The 16,563-nt window shown below is 38.1% G+C and carries 13 protein-coding genes and 1 pseudogene; all 14 read left to right on the top strand.

Annotated elements, in window-relative coordinates; translation table 11 throughout:
• Positions 1-25 precede the first annotated feature (25 nt).
• The 14 genes and pseudogenes from F9B85_RS03835 to F9B85_RS03770 all read left to right on the top strand — a co-directional run bounded on the left by F9B85_RS03835 (position 26) and on the right by F9B85_RS03770 (position 16,355).
• Positions 26-1,291, top strand: coding sequence for an O-antigen ligase family protein (locus tag F9B85_RS03835; RefSeq protein ID WP_151618712.1), 1,266 nt, complete (start codon positions 26-28; stop codon positions 1,289-1,291).
• A 61-nt stretch (positions 1,292-1,352) separates the two neighbouring features.
• On the top strand, positions 1,353-2,567 hold the full coding sequence (locus F9B85_RS03830) for a glycosyltransferase (RefSeq protein ID WP_151618711.1): 1,215 nt from the start codon (positions 1,353-1,355) through the stop codon (positions 2,565-2,567).
• 21 nt (positions 2,568-2,588) lie between these two features.
• Complete coding sequence (locus F9B85_RS03825) at positions 2,589-3,809, top strand: glycosyltransferase family 4 protein (RefSeq protein WP_151618709.1); 1,221 nt, start codon at positions 2,589-2,591, stop codon at positions 3,807-3,809.
• A 148-nt stretch (positions 3,810-3,957) separates the two neighbouring features.
• A complete protein-coding gene (locus tag F9B85_RS03820) occupies positions 3,958-4,566 on the top strand; it encodes a sugar transferase (RefSeq protein ID WP_207707038.1) in 609 nt (202 codons plus the stop codon).
• Positions 4,563-5,207 carry an acetyltransferase gene (locus F9B85_RS03815; RefSeq protein ID WP_151618705.1) on the top strand — a complete coding sequence of 215 codons (645 nt, stop codon included), beginning with the start codon at positions 4,563-4,565 and terminating at the stop codon, positions 5,205-5,207. The genes F9B85_RS03820 and F9B85_RS03815 overlap by 4 nt, the downstream gene beginning before the upstream one ends.
• A gap of 126 nt (positions 5,208-5,333) precedes the next feature.
• Positions 5,334-6,560 carry a DegT/DnrJ/EryC1/StrS family aminotransferase gene (locus F9B85_RS03810; RefSeq protein ID WP_151618704.1) on the top strand — a complete coding sequence of 409 codons (1,227 nt, stop codon included), beginning with the start codon at positions 5,334-5,336 and terminating at the stop codon, positions 6,558-6,560.
• A gap of 185 nt (positions 6,561-6,745) precedes the next feature.
• The gene (locus F9B85_RS03805) at positions 6,746-8,116 is read left to right on the top strand and encodes a UDP-glucose dehydrogenase family protein (RefSeq protein ID WP_151618702.1); all 1,371 of its coding nucleotides are present in this window, start codon (positions 6,746-6,748) and stop codon (positions 8,114-8,116) included.
• Entirely contained in the window at positions 8,097-9,122 is a 1,026-nt protein-coding gene (locus F9B85_RS03800; RefSeq protein ID WP_151618700.1) for an SDR family NAD(P)-dependent oxidoreductase, read from the top strand. The genes F9B85_RS03805 and F9B85_RS03800 overlap by 20 nt, the downstream gene beginning before the upstream one ends.
• A gap of 67 nt (positions 9,123-9,189) precedes the next feature.
• The gene (galE, locus tag F9B85_RS03795; RefSeq protein ID WP_151618699.1) at positions 9,190-10,176 is read left to right on the top strand and encodes a UDP-glucose 4-epimerase GalE; all 987 of its coding nucleotides are present in this window, start codon (positions 9,190-9,192) and stop codon (positions 10,174-10,176) included.
• Between the two features lie 20 nt (positions 10,177-10,196).
• Positions 10,197-11,101: pseudogene (galU, locus tag F9B85_RS03790) on the top strand (UTP--glucose-1-phosphate uridylyltransferase GalU).
• Positions 11,102-11,587: 486 nt separating this feature from the next.
• A complete protein-coding gene (locus tag F9B85_RS03785; RefSeq protein ID WP_151618697.1) occupies positions 11,588-13,369 on the top strand; it encodes a DUF4209 domain-containing protein in 1,782 nt (593 codons plus the stop codon).
• Between the two features lie 340 nt (positions 13,370-13,709).
• Positions 13,710-14,714: a toxin-antitoxin system YwqK family antitoxin gene (locus F9B85_RS03780; protein WP_151618695.1), complete on the top strand. Its 1,005-nt coding sequence runs from the start codon at positions 13,710-13,712 to the stop codon at positions 14,712-14,714.
• 151 nt (positions 14,715-14,865) lie between these two features.
• Positions 14,866-16,134: an FRG domain-containing protein gene (locus F9B85_RS03775; RefSeq protein WP_151618693.1), complete on the top strand. Its 1,269-nt coding sequence runs from the start codon at positions 14,866-14,868 to the stop codon at positions 16,132-16,134.
• Positions 16,134-16,355, top strand: a complete 222-nt coding sequence (locus F9B85_RS03770) for a hypothetical protein (RefSeq protein WP_151618691.1) — start codon at positions 16,134-16,136, stop codon at positions 16,353-16,355. The genes F9B85_RS03775 and F9B85_RS03770 overlap by 1 nt, the downstream gene beginning before the upstream one ends.
• Positions 16,356-16,563 lie beyond the last annotated feature (208 nt).

The raw sequence follows: 16,563 nt of genomic DNA, 5'->3' as shown, positions 1-16,563 counted from the left end.
TCCACAAAATGCAAAGAGGATTATTATGAAGTTGAAACGTAGTAGCTTGCTTCAGTTTTTCGTAACTTTATACATATTTATTTATATTTTCTTGATATCCTATGTGCCAAACTCAGGCACAGGTTATGGGCTAGGTTCCCAATTTTATAAAGAAGGCATTTTACTTAGCTTTTTCTTATTTTTAGTATTAACTTTTATTACGTTTATGCAGAGAAAGTCTGTTAGTATCAACAGGCATTTCCTTTGGTTTTATTTATTAATAATTAGTTATCCTTTTTTAGTCGCTTTTCTTGATACAAATCAATGGAATAGCATTTTAGTAATTATAGCTATGAATTTATCACTGGTTTTTAATTTCTTTTTAATAAAAACATACTTTAATATAGACAAAAAAAAATATGTAGAGATGATTGCACAATCAATAGTATATATTGGGGTGCTTGCAGTTTTTATAGTTTTTTATGTTTTTTTTATTGGAGAAATATCGCTAGGTAGTTTTTCACTAAGTTACGATCCATTATACCCCAGAGTCAGTAGTTGGTTCGGAAATCCAAATCGATTTGGCATATTTTTGGCGTTGACAAATCTTTTTGCTATATATTTATATCTAATTAATAAAGAAAACGTAAAAACCAAAGCAAGGTATTTGTTGTTTATTTTATTAATTACTATTGGGTTGTTCTGGTCTGGAAGTAAAGGTGCAATTTTCACTTTTCTATGCGGGCTATCCACTTTTTACTTAGTAAAAAAAGGTATTGAAATAAATAAGAATAAAAATAAAAAAGTCTTGTCTGGTTTAACTATATTTATAAGTTTTGTAGTATTAATAATAATTGTTTCCTCTTATGAATTAAATAACAATATATTCAGTTATCTTGAATCAAATATTATCAGACTTAGAGGAATTGAGAGTGGTAGTGGAAGAATCGAAATATGGTCAGCAGGACTTCAAAACATAAATACGTCTTCGTTTTTTCAGTTGATAATTGGAAAGGGTCATGACTCTTTTCTTCATGACACTGGGAGATCTTCTCATAACGGTTATTTAAGATTATTATATGAATATGGTTTTTTATTTATTGCTTTGTTCGCTTTCTTCTTATATTTTTGTTTAATTAATATTTTTAAAAAAAATAAAGGGTATGAAAGAGCACTGTTACTTAGTCAATTTATAATGCTGCTGACTTACAATGTATTTAGTCAAAATTTTTTTCAACTAAGATTTGAAACAATAGTTTTATCATTTATATGTTCACTGCTACTCTTTTCCGGGGCTAAAAAAACAGCTTAATACACAAAAAAAATGTGAGATTGTTATTGCATAAAATTATAAAAAATAAAAGGGATTACCAATGAAAATACATTATATTACAATGCAGTTTCCAGCCCCATCCGAAACATTTGCTGCGAGCGATATTAAGATGCTATTACAAAAAGAACACGACGTTACTGTGCATTCTCTAAGGCCCATACACCCTACGGCAGATGTCATGTTAAAAGAACGGGGACTCGAAACAATAAAGCTTACTCATAACTCTATTGTTTCTTATGCAAAAGGAGTAATAACTGGATTAAAGAATCCTGTTATGCTCTTACAATTTTTATTTTGGCTTATTTCATTATTAGTGAAAAATCCAAAAGAGTTTATAAAAAGCTTAATTCTTTTACCTAGAGTTATAGATATATTTAATGAGATAAACAAAGAAAAACCTGATATAGTTCATCTATTCTGGGGGCACTATCCCTCACTTGTAGGATATCTCGTTCAAAAACACTGTCCTAACACAGTGGTATCGATTTTTTTAGGTGCCTATGACCTACTTAGAAATTACGATTGTAGCAACTACGTGGCATCTAAAGCAGACGTTATTTTTACGCACAGTTTTAGCAATTTAGTTACTTTAGAAAAAAAAATATCTGAAAAAGAAGTATCCGTAGTACATCGAGGAATAAACGTAAACAGCATTCTAAATACAGGTAAGTTAATAAACAAAAAAAAGTTTAGTATTGTTACAGCTGGAAGATTAATTCAGAGTAAAGGTATGGATGATGTAGTAAAAGTTTTTTCTGAAGCAAAGAAAAAATTTCCTTCTGCAACTCTTACAATTTTAGGAGATGGTCCTGAAAGAGAAAATCTTGAAAAATTAGCTGAAGAATTAAATGTAAAAGAATCTGTAGTATTTAAAGGACACGTAGCGCATAAAGAAGTTTTTGATGAGTTAATTAATGCTGAAGTATTTTTATTTATGACAAAACACGCATCTGAAAGGTTACCAAATGTAGTCAAAGAGGCCATGCTTTGCCAATGCTTATGTGTTACTACTCACAGCGAAGGTATTGATGAACTGCTCGTAAATGGTCTTCATGGATTTGTTGTTAATTCAAGTGATATAAAAAAAGCGTCAGAAATAATAATTGATTTTTATGCTAATCAAGAAAAGTATAAAAACGTAATAAAAGAAGCGCATCATCAAATTGAAAATAATTTCAATGTTGAGAGGCAAATGGAAAAATACATTAAGCGATGGAATGAAGCATTAGGGAGAAGAAAAGGTTATAATCAATAAATTAATTTCGAGGAGCATTATATGCACATTCTCTACATTCACCAATACTTCAACACCCCAGAACGAGGTGGTGGCACTCGTTCCTACGAATTTGCCAGAAGACTCGTCCAAAAAGGCCATAAAGTCACGATGATCACAGGAATGCGATCTTTTGATAGTAACTCACCGCAAGGCAAATCAACAACCAAAGACATCGATGGCATTCAAGTCATTTATTTAGACACAGACTATTCCAACTACATGAGCCACGGTGGACGCATGAAAAGCTTCTTACGCTTTGCCAGAGAAGCTTTAATAGCAGGCAAGAAAGTAGAAGACTTCGAGCTCGTTTTTGCTACATCTACACCTTTAACAGTAGCCTTACCAGGAATTCGCCTTGCCAAACTTCACAACGTCCCTCTGGTGTTTGAAGTACGAGATTTATGGCCAGAAGTTCCTATTCAAGTTGGAGCCATTAAGAATCCCTTTATGATTAAGATGTTAAAATGGTTTGAGCAGTACACATATAATTATGCTAAACACGTTGTAGCTCTTTCTCCAGGTATGTCACAAGGTGTAATAGATACAGGTATTTCAAAAGAAAAAGTAACAATGATACCAAATTGCTGTGACTTAAAAATTTTTGACCCACAAAAAGACCTACAAGATCGATTGAAAAAATATCAACTACCTGATACAGCAATCGTGGCCTATTGTGGTGCCATTAGTGATGCAAATGCTCCAGATCTAATGATTGAAGCTGCGGAAATCTTACAAAAGAAAAAAGTACCAGTTACACTTGTACTCGCCGGTGAGGGAAGGCAAAAGCCAAAACTGGAAGAAATGACAAGGGGAAAAAACCTTAAAAATGTGCTTTTTCTTGGCCACGTTAGCAAACAAGATGTAGCTGCCTTATACCATCGAGCCATAAGCTCTTTAGTTCTTTTTAAAGGCCTCCCGATTCTCAGTACAAACTCTCCAAACAAATTTTTTGATGCTCTTTCCGCAGGCACTCCTGTAATCACTAACATGGGTGGTTGGGTTGGTAATTTAGTCGAAAAAAATAAAATTGGATACTCAGTTGAGAAAGAAAATCCACAAGCGCTGGCTGATGCTATTGAATCAATTGTAAATCTTGATGTTGAGAATAGAAAAGCAATGGGTAACAATGCACGTAAACTTGCAGAATCTCAATTCAGTCGTGATGATATGGCGGATAAGTTAGAAAAGATATTTCAAAAAGTTGTAAATGAAAACAAGTAGTTTTTAGGATAAATGAATGCTGTGTTTTTGCGGTAAATCATTAAAAAGGAAACAAAAAAACTACTGCGATAATCTTTACACTAGCATGAGGGTTAAAAAACTATACAGGTTGTGAAGCAACCTTAAAGAGAAGCCAAGGAAGGAGCTTATCACATTGAAGCGACTCTTCGACTTCCTTTCAGCCGCACTAGGGTTACTCATCTTATCGCCCCTACTGCTCATTGTAGCTTTGCTCGTTAGAATCAAACTAGGCTCCCCTGTCTTATTTAAACAAAAACGCCCCGGCTTGCACGGCAAACCTTTCTACATAAACAAATTCCGCACCATGACTGACGAGCGGGATGAGCATGGCAATCTTCTTCCTGATAATGTTCGACTAACGCCATTTGGACGCTTTCTGCGCAAATACAGTCTTGATGAATTGCCACAGCTAATTAATGTGGTCAAGGGAGAACTGAGTTTGGTGGGGCCACGACCTTTACGAATGGCCTATCTAGAACGTTATACACCAGAGCAAGCAAGAAGACATGAAGTGAGACCAGGAATAACTGGCTGGGCTCAGATCAATGGGCGCAATACAATAAGTTGGGAAGAACGATTTAAACTAGACGTATGGTATGTCGATAATCGCTCTTTTTTTCTTGACCTTAAGATCTTATTTCTAACGTTTTTAAAGGTGTTAAAAAGTGAGGGTGTTAGTGCTGAGGGGCATGTCACCATGCCGGAATTTAAGGGCACGAAGGAGCTAAATCAATGAGGGACCTCATTATTTTTGGGGCCGGCGGATTTGGTCGTGAAGTTCATCAAGTATATGAAGATATTCAAGAAGACAAAAAGTCATGGAATTTTATCGGCTTTTTAGACGAAGGGGAAGCACTACAGAGTCAAGAGATTCATGGCTACCCTGTCCTAGGTAAGCTCGATTGGCTCCAAAGACACTCAGAAGCAGATGTAGTTATTGCTATAGGTTCACCTAGGATAAAGAAAAACGTTATTGAAAAGCTGAAAGATATCAACCACCAACGCTTTGCTACTTTAATTCATCCACGTGCTTGGGTGGGCAATCGTGTCGATATCCAAGAAGGGACGATTGTTTGTGCTGGTTCAATGATTTCAACAGATATAAAAATAGGTAAACATGTGATTATCAATAAGAATGTAACCATCGGTCATGATGTAGTCATAGATGATTATGCAACCATAGCTCCCTCGGTCAACCTTTCAGGAGGGGCTTATATTCAGAAAGGTTGCGATTTAGGGACAAATAGTACTGTTCTGCCAGCACTATCAGTTGGAAAATGGTCCATCATAGGAGCGGGTGCTGTTGTAACCAAGGAAGTACCTGAACAAGTCACGGCTGTTGGTGTCCCAGCGAAAGTCATTAAAAAGAATGGTTAAGAAAATGAACTTGGAATATATATTCAATTAAGATACTAAATTTCGAAGATTGAACTGGCAATGGTTTTAACTGTGGATTTGATTAGAAAAATATTCAGTGCAAACGTACAAATAGGAGAACTGTTTATGATTACCCAAAAACGCATCTACCTTTCACCACCACACATGGGTGAAGCAGAACAGAAACTGATGACCGAAGCTTTCACATCGAACTGGATCGCCCCGCTCGGTCCACATGTTGATGCTTTTGAAAAAGAACTATCCGAGTACATAAATGCATGCGAATGTAACTATATAAAATCAAAAGAATCTAATTCAAACTACAATACCGAGCCTCTATGTGCTAACTCCACCTACAGAGCACTAGCTCTAAGCTCCGGCACAGCCGCCATTCATCTGGCACTGCGTCTTCTCGGTGTTGGAACAGGCGACATCGTTTTTTGCTCAACCCTTACTTTTGTGGCCACAGCCAATCCTGTTCTCTACCAAGGAGCCAGACCCGTATTCATTGATTCAGACGAGGAAAGCTGGAACATGTCGCCCCAAGCTTTAGAGCGTGCTTTTACTCATGCCGAACAAAAAGGCCAGCTTCCAAAAGCTGTGATTGTCGTCAACCTCTATGGACAAAGTGCGCAGATGGAACCAATATTGGCGATCTGCAATCGCTATAATGTGCCAATAATCGAAGATGCTGCCGAATCACTAGGTGCCACCTACCAAGGTAAAGCAAGTGGCACCTTTGGACGCTTTGGCATTTTTTCATTTAACGGCAACAAGATCATCACAACCTCCGGCGGCGGCATGCTTGTTTCTGAAGATCGAGAAGCTTTGGAAAAAGCGCGTCATTGGGCCACCCAAGCCCGCGATCCGGCCTTACATTATCAACATAGCGAAATGGGTTACAACTACCGCATGAGCAACATTCTCGCTGCTATCGGTCGAGGACAGTTGGAAGTGCTCAATGATCGCGTTCAAGCCAGACGAGCCATATTTGCCCGCTATGTACAAGCCCTTGGCGATCTGCCTGGTGTTACCTTTATGCCTGAGCTATCCAATGGTCGTTCTAACCGTTGGCTGACGGCCTTAACTATTGATGAGAATGAATGCGGCCTCAAACCTGTTGATGTTATAGAAGCTTTGGCAGAAGAGAATATTGAGTCGCGACCTGTCTGGAAGCCCTTGCATCTACAGCCTTTGTTTGCTGATTGCCTCTACTATCCTCATGTAGAAGGGGAAAGTGTATCTGAACGGCTCTTTACCCAAGGTATTTGCTTGCCTTCTGGATCGAGCTTGACGGAGGAAGAGCAGATGCGCGTGGTGGAAGTGATTAAGAAGTTATTCAAGAAACTTTGAGTGCTTTATGAAACATATTGGGAAAGTGATGCAATAGCTGACTTGGCTTAGCAAGAAGTTATGTATGCTTGTATCTTTCTTTTAGCCCTGTTTATTCTGAGTAGTACAATGGTTTTAAAAAGGAACATGATGAAGACGACCATGTTTTTTAGTAAATAACAAAAAAAGCAAAGGATGACAACACAATGTTCAAAATCGCAGTAGCAGGAACAGGCTATGTCGGCCTCGTCGCCGGCGTTTGCTTCGCTGAAATAGGTCACCAGGTAACCTGCGTAGACATTGACGAAAACAAAGTAAAACTCATGAAGTCCGGAACTTCCCCCATCTACGAAACAGGCCTAGAAGAGTTAATGCAGAAGAACTACGCCGCTGGAAGACTTGATTACACAACCGACTACAGAGAAGCCTACAGAGATGCCGATGCCATCTTCATCGGCGTCGGTACACCCGAACAACCAGACGGTTCTGCCAATCTTTCCTACATAGCAACCGTAGCCAGACAAATCGCCGAAACGATTGAAAAAGACTGCCTCGTCGTCGTCAAATCAACCGTTCCAGTGGGAACGAATGACAAAGTAGAGCAGTTTATCCAAGACTTTTTAGTCCATAATGTAAAAGTAGAAGTCGCCTCCAACCCCGAATTCCTAGCCCAGGGCTCAGCCGTCAAAGACACCTTAGAAGCCGCCAGAATTATCATAGGCACAGAAAGCAAATGGGCCGAAGAACTCCTGATGAAAATCTATGCACCCTTTCACTTACCCATTGTTTCTGTCAACAGACGTTCAGCCGAAATGATCAAATATGCATCCAACGATTTTCTAGCCCTGAAAATCTCATACATGAATGACATCGCCAACCTTTGCGAACTCGTCGGCGCCGACATTCAAGACGTAGCCCAAGGCATGAGCTATGACGAACGCATCGGAAGCAAATTCTTAAATGCCGGCATCGGCTATGGCGGTTCTTGTTTCCCCAAAGACACCAAAGCCTTAGAGTACCTGGCCAAACAACATGGCTATGCCTTACGAACCATCAAAGCAGCCATCGATGTAAACAATGACCAAAAAACAATGCTCTATAAAAAAGCCAGCAAAAGACTGATCACCTTCAACGGCCTCAAAGTCGCCGTCCTCGGCCTAACCTTCAAGCCTGGAACAGACGATTTAAGAGAAGCGCCATCACTAGAAAATGTACCTCTCTTGCTAGAACAAGGCGCCGACATTTACGCTTACGATCCTGTCGGCGCTGATAACTTTGCGAAAGTCTATCCAGAAGGAAAAAATGGCAGAGGAACGATAACTTATGTTGACAATGTAGAAGCAGCTTTAGACAATGCCAATGTCTGCTTTATTTTCACCGAATGGGGAGAAATTAAAGCAGTAGCCCCTGAAACCTACAAGAAATGCATGAGAACACCTTTGGTCTTTGACGGTAGAAACATTTACGCCATCGAAGCAATGAAAGAAGCAGGCGTAGAGTATCATTCTATAGGAAGAGAAGCTGTCCAAAGAGAAAGCCAAAAGGAGTCGAAGAACCTTGACATACAAGCTTCTTGAGCCGAGCAAAAGATATCTCATCACCGGAGCAGCAGGGTTCATCGGATATTTCCTATCGAAAAAACTCCTAGATCAGGGCTGCCAAGTAATCGGCCTTGATAATATGAATGATTATTATGATGTAACCCTCAAAGAAGCACGCTTAGAGCAACTCAACCCCTATAAGAACTTCACCTTCATCAAAGCCGACATTGCTGACAAAGCCACCATCACCCACCTTTTTGAAAGGCACAAACCTCAAGTCGTCGTAAACCTAGCCGCCCAAGCCGGTGTCCGCTATTCTCTTGAGAATCCTGATGCCTATATCCAAAGCAACATCATCGGCTTTTTCAACATCTTAGAAGCCTGCCGCCATCACCCCGTAGAACACCTCGTCTACGCCTCCTCCAGCTCTGTCTACGGAGCCAATAAAAAAGTGCCTTTTGAAGAGACAGACTTTGTAGACAACCCCGTATCACTCTACGCATCAACCAAAAAATCCAACGAACTCATGGCCCACACCTACAGCCACCTATACAAAATCCCAGCCACAGGTCTACGCTTCTTCACCGTCTACGGCCCCCTGGGCCGACCCGACATGGCCTACTTCAGCTTCACCAACAAATACTTCGCCGGAAAGCCCATTCAGATCTTCAACAACGGCGACTTTGACAATGACCTCTACCGCGACTTTACTTATATAGATGATATCGTAATAGGTATCGAACGACTGATCAGCAAAGCACCAACAGACTCTGTACCTCATAAGGTCTATAACATCGGCAACAACAACCCAGAGAAGCTGATGGTCTTCATTGAAACACTAGAAAAAGCCTTAAGCAATGCTACAGGACGTAAGATAGAATTCAATAAAGCCTACGAACCCATCAAACCAGGCGATGTATCAGCCACCTATGCTTCAACCGATCTGTTACACAAAGCCGTAGGATTTAAGCCGCAGACTTCAATTGAGGAAGGTCTTCAGAAGTTTGCTGATTGGTATGTGGAGTATTATGGGGTGAAATAAACAGATTTAATATTTCTCTAGACCATCAATAATTCTAAAGCTTGAATTGTTAGGATGATTGTCTGATATGTCTATTTTAATAACCGGTGGAGCAGGATACATTGGCTCACATACTGTGAGATTCTTTTTAGAACAAAACCAAGAAGTAGTCGTAGTTGATAACCTGCAAAGTGGACATCGCAATGCAGTAGATGTAGAGCATTTTTATCAAATCGATCTTAGAGACAAAGAAGCTCTGGATAAAGTCTTTAAGAAACATGATATAGAGGCGGTGATTCACTTTGCCGCTAACTCCTTAGTTGGCGAAAGCATGAAAAACCCCTATGAATACTATCATAACAACGTCTATGGAACCATGTGTCTTTTAGACGTCATGAAAGATAACAATGTTAACAAGATAGTATTTTCATCAACCGCAGCCACCTATGGCGAACCTAAGAACATTCCTATATTAGAAGATGATGAAACCAACCCAACCAATACATACGGCGAAACAAAATTAGCCATGGAAAAAATGATGAAATGGTTTGAACAGGCTTATGGAATCAAATATGTTTCACTTAGATACTTTAACGCTGCTGGTGCCCACGAAAGCGGAACGATCGGTGAAGATCATGATCCAGAAACACACCTAATTCCACTTATATTGAAAGTACCACTTGGAAAGAGAGATAAGATATTTATTTTTGGTGACGACTACCCTACAGAAGATGGTACTTGTATCAGAGATTACATTCATGTAATGGATTTAGCTTCTGCCCATTATTTAGCCTTAGAGTATTTAAGAAAAGATGGCTCTAGCGATATATTCAATCTAGGGAATGGCAATGGTTACTCTGTAAAAGAGGTTATTGATGTTGCTAGGAAAGTAACAGGACATCCTATACCTGATGAATTAAAAGAAAGACGAGCAGGAGATCCAGCCGTATTGGTTGCTTCATCAGATAAAGCAAGAAAGGTATTAGGGTGGGAGCCTAGATACGGATCTTTAGAGAAGATTATTAAAGACGCCTGGAATTGGCACAAGAACAATCCAGACGGTTTTTCTAAATAAAGTCTCACGGAGGATCACAAATGAAAGTACGCAAAGCAATCATCCCAGCCGCTGGCCTGGGAACAAGGTTTTTACCAGCCACCAAAGCGCAACCAAAAGAAATGCTGCCCATAGTGGACAAGCCTACTCTTCAATACATCATCGAGGAAGCTGTTATGTCGGGATGTGAAGAGATCTTGATCATCACGGGCAGAAACAAAAAAAGCATCGAAGATCACTTTGACAAATCCGTCGAACTGGAACTAGAGCTTGAAGCCAAGGGTAAGCAAGAGCTACTAGAAACGGTTCGTAACATATCAGACATGGTCAACATTCATTACATTCGTCAAAAAGAACCAAAAGGCCTAGGCCACGCGATTCTCTGTGCCAAAAGCTTTATCGGCAATGAACCTTTTGCCGTTTTGCTTGGAGATGACATTGTCGTCAATGAAAAACCTTGTCTGCAACAAATGGTGGAAATGTACGACCAATACAAAACGACCATCTTAGGCGTGCAAGAGATCGCCCAAGAAGATGTAAGCAAGTACGGCATCGTCGATGTCAAGCATATCGAAGATCGCGTCTACAAAGTCAAAGGCTTAGTAGAAAAGCCTTCTATCAATGAAGCGCCTTCGAACATCGCCATCCTCGGTCGCTATGTCATCACCCCAGCTATCTTTGAAATCTTAGAAAGAACAGAGCCTGGTAAAGGCGGAGAGATTCAGCTCACCGATGCCTTAAAAGCACTGGCCCAGCAAGAAGCCATGTATGCCTATATCTTCGAAGGACGCAGGTACGATGTAGGCGACAAGCAAGGCTTCTTGCAGCAACGGTGGATTTTGCTCTTTCAAGAGATGACTTACGAGAAGACTTTTTGAATTACTTGGTGAAGACTGTTGAAGAGGAGACTCGGGGAGAGAAAGTGGCTTTGACGGTGAGTGCTTAGGTTTTTCAAGACGGACTGCGTTGTTTTGTGCAAAAGTCTTTATCTGTTCTTCCTTGGAATGGAAGCGTCAAATAAATCGACCTATTGTCCAGTTTGTGAAAGGTTGTTTGGTCAAGATAAGAATTCAGGGAGTCCTCTGCACAGGGGGCTCCTGATGGGCTTTAGGAAGAACTGAGGTGTAGAATTTTCAGAGTATTCTTAATTATTGATACCTAAAATAAAAGATTTGCAGAGTTCTTTTCTTGGTTGCCCTATGTTGATAAACACCGGTTGCCAAGAAAATACCAAAGATATGGCATTTTTCGATAGGCCAATGATTGGAAATGTGCTATTATAAAGCTGTGCAAGTGAAAACATTGTCGCAATTAACCAGCCGAGGCTGTGCCTAACAGTCTGTTTTAGGCTGGTTTTGTCATTTGAAGGGTGGTGAGGAAGTTTATTAAGCGCACTCTAGTTGGGAAGAAAATTTATTGAGGGAGTGGTTTTGTGGAAGATGACACTCGTTTGTTAGAAAGTATAAATCATATTGAGAACATGGATTATTTCGAACACTTAGGCACAGCATCTACTTATTTCTCTGGTGTGAAAGAGTTGGCTCTTCAATTGAATAAAATTGAAATTGCAAAATATATGCAGTTTGAAATTGAAGCTATGCGTCTATATCCTCAAAAACCTTATGGACAAGAACCGTATACAAGAAGATTTGAAATCCAAGCTTTCAATATCGATTTATTTACTAAAGAACAATTAGATTATTATAAAACGCGGTTAGATAACTCAAATAACTTATTTCTGAAAAGTAGATATGCTGACATATTATTTGATTATCGAGGTGAAATCTACAAAAAAGATAAATTTATAATCGGTCAGAAACTAGTAATTCTGTTAATTGAATTAGCAGAAAAATATTTATTAAGAAGCAACTATTTATCGTGTTACGACTGTGTAGCTAGGTCTATTGAGGTATCCATACGGTTAGGATTAAAAAAACAGATTACCACTATAATAAATAATCTAAAAAAGATTGTCGATAATACTTTTGAAAGTGATAAAAGATGGGTTCTAGAACCCTCAAGATTTTTTTATCAAATCGCAAGTTCTAAGAAAACAAATTCGTTGTTAACTGAAAAAGATATCGCTGAATTAAATATGAAATTATCTGAAACAATAGGGTTCTATTGGGAAAACAAGGATTACCATTACGTGCGTTTATTTTGTAATGAGATATTAAGATGGCACAAATATATGAAATCTAGCGAAGAAGAAGTAAACTATTATTTAAACAAAATCGGACTATCTTTTGAGGAAGAATCTAAATATCAACAAAATAGAATTGATAAATCTAGCATTGTAGAAGCTCACTTTTTAGAAAAAGCATTGGAACATTATGCGAACATCGGAAATAAAGATAAGGTTTTAGAAATGAAAGTAAATATAAGACAAGCTTATAACGAGGCAGTGGAAAAAGGTGAATTTGAAACGCATATAATAAAGACCGAAATTCCAGAATGTTTATTCACGGCTTTAGAAGAAAGAATTTCCAAATATAAAGAATACCCTAAAGAAATAATTATTGAAACTTTAAAGATGGATGTGTCAATGATACCATCCTTGTGTGAGATAATTAAAATGACTAAAAATCAAAACAACTTATTGCATAGGAAGTTAATACAGCCAACCATTGTAAATGAAGGAAAAAAGATACTTCAAACGACCGACGATAAAGATGAATTTCTCTTTTATGTTAATCAGAATTACTCAATTAACATGACGATTATTCTTGAATTTTATTTAATGCCAATATTCAATATACTCAAAAATGATAAAGACTTACAAGCATCAGATATTTTATCTGTATTGAGAAATTGGGGGATGATCGAAGATTCGAATTATGATATTGTCGAAATAGGTATCAATAGATATTTTAAAGGTGATTATGTTAGTAGTTTACATATATTACTTCCTCAGCTTGAAGCTTGCATAAGGAAAGTGTTTACGAAAGCCGGATATGCGACAACAACCATTAAAAAAGGTAATGCACAACATGAAGAAACTCTCAATTCATTTTTAGAGCGACCTGATATCAAAGAGGCTATTGACGTAGACTTCCATAAATTTATTCAATTCATACTTGTTGACCAATCTGGGTATAACTTAAGAAATATATTTGCGCATGGACTTGTGGATATTAATATGTGTAACGAAAAACTTGCAACATTGGTCTTATTTATTTATATGAAGATAACCGACCCCATGTTTGACATTTAAGAATAAACCTTCTACAGATTCCGGTTTTTGATTGCGATGCAATTACCAATCAGTAACTAAGATTACCATCGAATGGATTTTCACCACCCTAACTGGCGGAGACCCTTTCAACTGATGACAAACCTGATAAAGCTTACATTTTCCTACAAGAATGACCAACAGAGCAACAAGCCATGAAAGAGGGATACACATATTGAAAAAGAGGTGGGTCATTCTAACTATAATCGGGACAATTTTTCTCCCCTCAATACTGCTCCCCATAACACTGCACTCGCTCCAATTGATTGCGAGTGCTTTGCCGCATCATCCTCTAAGTATACCCTTGGATTTTTCCGGAACGATGACATCAAGTACATATATTGGATTATATTTGGCAGTGTTAACGATAGAAGCAACAATAATACTAGCTTATTTTATCTACCGTTTAGAGCGCAATAATGAAAAACGTGCTGAAATTGAAGAAATCAAACGAGTAAAGCGAACTTTGTTTGTCCTATTAGAGAATGGCATTCATAGAGCCGTTAAAAGCAAATACGTCAATGATTGGGAAACTTTTGACTTTATTCGAATTACTGATAATCACATAGGCATGATAGCGGCCATTGGCCATTTGCTTTCTGAAGAAGAATTTCTTTATTTCAACAAGATAATGGAAACGCTCAAAGATATTGCTGACCACGAGAAAAACGGAGACCCTTGGGATGCAAAAAGATCAGTGGACAAGTTGCTCCGATTAATAACTGTACCTGTTTACCCTATGTACTATTTTTACATGAAAAGTTTAAGCAACTTCGATGATATCATGTCGAAAGAAGCAATTCAAATCTTTAATTTACTTGATGTGAGCAACAAAAGAACTTTCACCAACGGAGTTAAATACAGTTCTAAAGGAAAGAAAGTATTTGAAATTTTGCCGGATAATCGTTACAAAGTTTATGATGAATCAGAAAACATAATCTGCGACGCTTTATTTGATGAAAATGGCATTGTAGAAGGTAAGGCCAAAATATTCCATGAAGAAGGATTTCTAGAATACGAAGGATGCTTTAATGCCGGCAAGCGGTCTGGGCAAGGCGTTGAATATTTACTCAATGGCAAAAAGGGTAAAGAAGGAGACTGGCAAGAGGATCAGTTGGTTAATGGAATAATTTACGATGTGAAATTAGATATATCAGGAGAAATACTTGGCAATACAATTCAACAGATTGAAAGCACTAGCGACTTATATGAATTGAAAAGGTGTTCATCAGAAATGATGGTTGGCGATCTTCAAGTTGCAGATGGAACGAGGACAGTTGTAGAAGGAAGTATAATGAAGAAGGCATCTGAGTTTCTCAAGGCTTGAGTCCTATGGAAGAGGCGTTAAGGAACATTCCTCCAAGTAAAATAGGTCCAGATGATCGTTTGTTGGAGGGAAGCAAGATTAAGAGTTTGATGAACAAATACGTCATTCAGTTTTAGGAAAACACAGGCCGTGGATTTGAAAGTGGATCCTGATGGCTGCTCAATCTGATACTTGGAGTGAGTATATGAGTGAATATATTTCAAGAAGATACACTGATAAACTAGACAATAGAATCATTGATATCACATATGAAGATATTAAAGCACTTCTCCATGAGAATGAAAAAGATGCAAAAGAGTGCGAGGCAGTAACTAGAGATAGTTATGCCGGAAAAAACTTTTATTCTGATAATCCAAGTAATTTACGCTTTGAATTTTATAAAGAAGTTCTTTATAGGGACCCGAAAACATCGGGTTTCATCATGCAGTACCCACATGGTGTGGTTATTCGACAGGCAGAAAGAAATAACTATTACCGTGGAGAAAATCAAATATTTTCAAAGAGTGTTCCATCATTAATTAGAACGCTTAATCAGTATAATAGAGAGATTGATAAAGAACTTTATAAGCTTGTTGCAGATATGCGGATCGCAGAGTTTGGGATGTTTTTATTTGAATTTGATTTTGTAAAAAACTGGGCAACACGTTATAGTGATGTTTTATTTGAAGCTTTGGCACAGCATTACGGATTGGAGACAAATTGGCTGGATATTACAAATGATTTTAATGTAGCCTTATTTTTTGCAACCTGCTATTATGACGGAGAGGAAAAAAGCTGGAAACCCTTAACAAAAGAAATGACCGAGAAAACTGAAGGCACGAAGTACGGGATGATTTTTCATATACCGCAATGGCAAGTTAGTACACAAAGTATGTTTAATAATGCTGGTCAACACTCAAGCAATGAGGATGCAAAAAATTTAATTAATGATGTTTTGCCAATTGGCTTTCAGCCATTTATGAGGTGCCATATGCAGCATGGGTATGGCATAAAAATGACGGATGAATTTCCTCTTCAGGAAGATAGCACCTTCGAAAAATTAAGATTCCGCCATTCGGAAAAGTTATCAAAAGAAATATATGAAAGAATGGACCAAGGAAGATTGATTTATCCTCATGAAGGCCTTATAGACTTAATGGATATTATTGAAACTATTAAAGAGTCTAGTACATTTACTGAAGATGCGTTTGATTATGCATTTGATAAAAGTACGTACTTTACTGATAAAACAAAATGTAAAAAGTTACTTGCTGAGTCAATCATTTTTGAAGATAAAAAAATCATTATTGGGAATTCACATCCATTTCACCTTAGCAGACAGAGAAGACGGAGGTTAGACAGGATGTATAAAGATTTTTCTATAGAAAAGGAGTATGGAATAAAGCTAACAACCCGACCATCTGGAGAGTTGATTCCTTAATGACAGAAAAGAAACATACCCAAGGTATAATTACATCCTTAAAAATGGACGAAAATAAGACTCTCATGATCACAATCTCATCAATAGCTCCCTATACTTTTCATACCTCGCTATCGTCTGGTAAGAAATGGAACATATGGCTGACAGACGCAGTAAAAGATCCAGAAAAATCTTCTTCTGTTATCGAAGATGTATCTTTAGAGCCAAGCGAATATGCCTAAGTCATTCAAAGCTATACGGGAAGAAACTTCCCGCTGATTGATTTCTGAAATGGCATCTAAGGCTGTGCCCAATCGATCTTCTGTAAAAAAATCCATAGAACCTCTCCACCTTCCTATCACTATGATAGACGAGATTCGACGTAAATCGCGCAAAAACCCCTGAGTCCATAATCTGGGAATTAGTTAGATGTATAAAGTTCTAACTGAT

The sequence above is a fragment of the Heliorestis acidaminivorans genome, from assembly GCF_008933955.1.
Classification (GTDB): Bacteria; Bacillota; Desulfitobacteriia; order Heliobacteriales; family Heliobacteriaceae; genus Heliorestis; species Heliorestis acidaminivorans.
Note: the sequence above shows the minus strand (reverse complement) of the source record. Positions and strands in the feature narration are given on the sequence as shown.

Bases quoted from the DNA above. Each gene is read 5' to 3' on its own strand.
- F9B85_RS03835 (WP_151618712.1), top strand. From the start codon at position 26: ATGAAGTTGAAACGTAGTAGCTTGCTTCAGTTTTTCGTAACTTTATAC.
- F9B85_RS03830 (WP_151618711.1), top strand. From the start codon at position 1,353: ATGAAAATACATTATATTACAATGCAGTTTCCAGCCCCATCCGAAACA.
- F9B85_RS03825 (WP_151618709.1), top strand. From the start codon at position 2,589: ATGCACATTCTCTACATTCACCAATACTTCAACACCCCAGAACGAGGT.
- F9B85_RS03815 (WP_151618705.1), top strand. From the start codon at position 4,563: ATGAGGGACCTCATTATTTTTGGGGCCGGCGGATTTGGTCGTGAAGTT.
- F9B85_RS03810 (WP_151618704.1), top strand. From the start codon at position 5,334: ATGATTACCCAAAAACGCATCTACCTTTCACCACCACACATGGGTGAA.
- F9B85_RS03805 (WP_151618702.1), top strand. From the start codon at position 6,746: ATGTTCAAAATCGCAGTAGCAGGAACAGGCTATGTCGGCCTCGTCGCC.
- galE (WP_151618699.1), top strand. From the start codon at position 9,190: ATGTCTATTTTAATAACCGGTGGAGCAGGATACATTGGCTCACATACT.
- F9B85_RS03780 (WP_151618695.1), top strand. From the start codon at position 13,710: ATGACATCAAGTACATATATTGGATTATATTTGGCAGTGTTAACGATA.
- F9B85_RS03775 (WP_151618693.1), top strand. From the start codon at position 14,866: ATGGCTGCTCAATCTGATACTTGGAGTGAGTATATGAGTGAATATATT.
- F9B85_RS03770 (WP_151618691.1), top strand. From the start codon at position 16,134: ATGACAGAAAAGAAACATACCCAAGGTATAATTACATCCTTAAAAATG.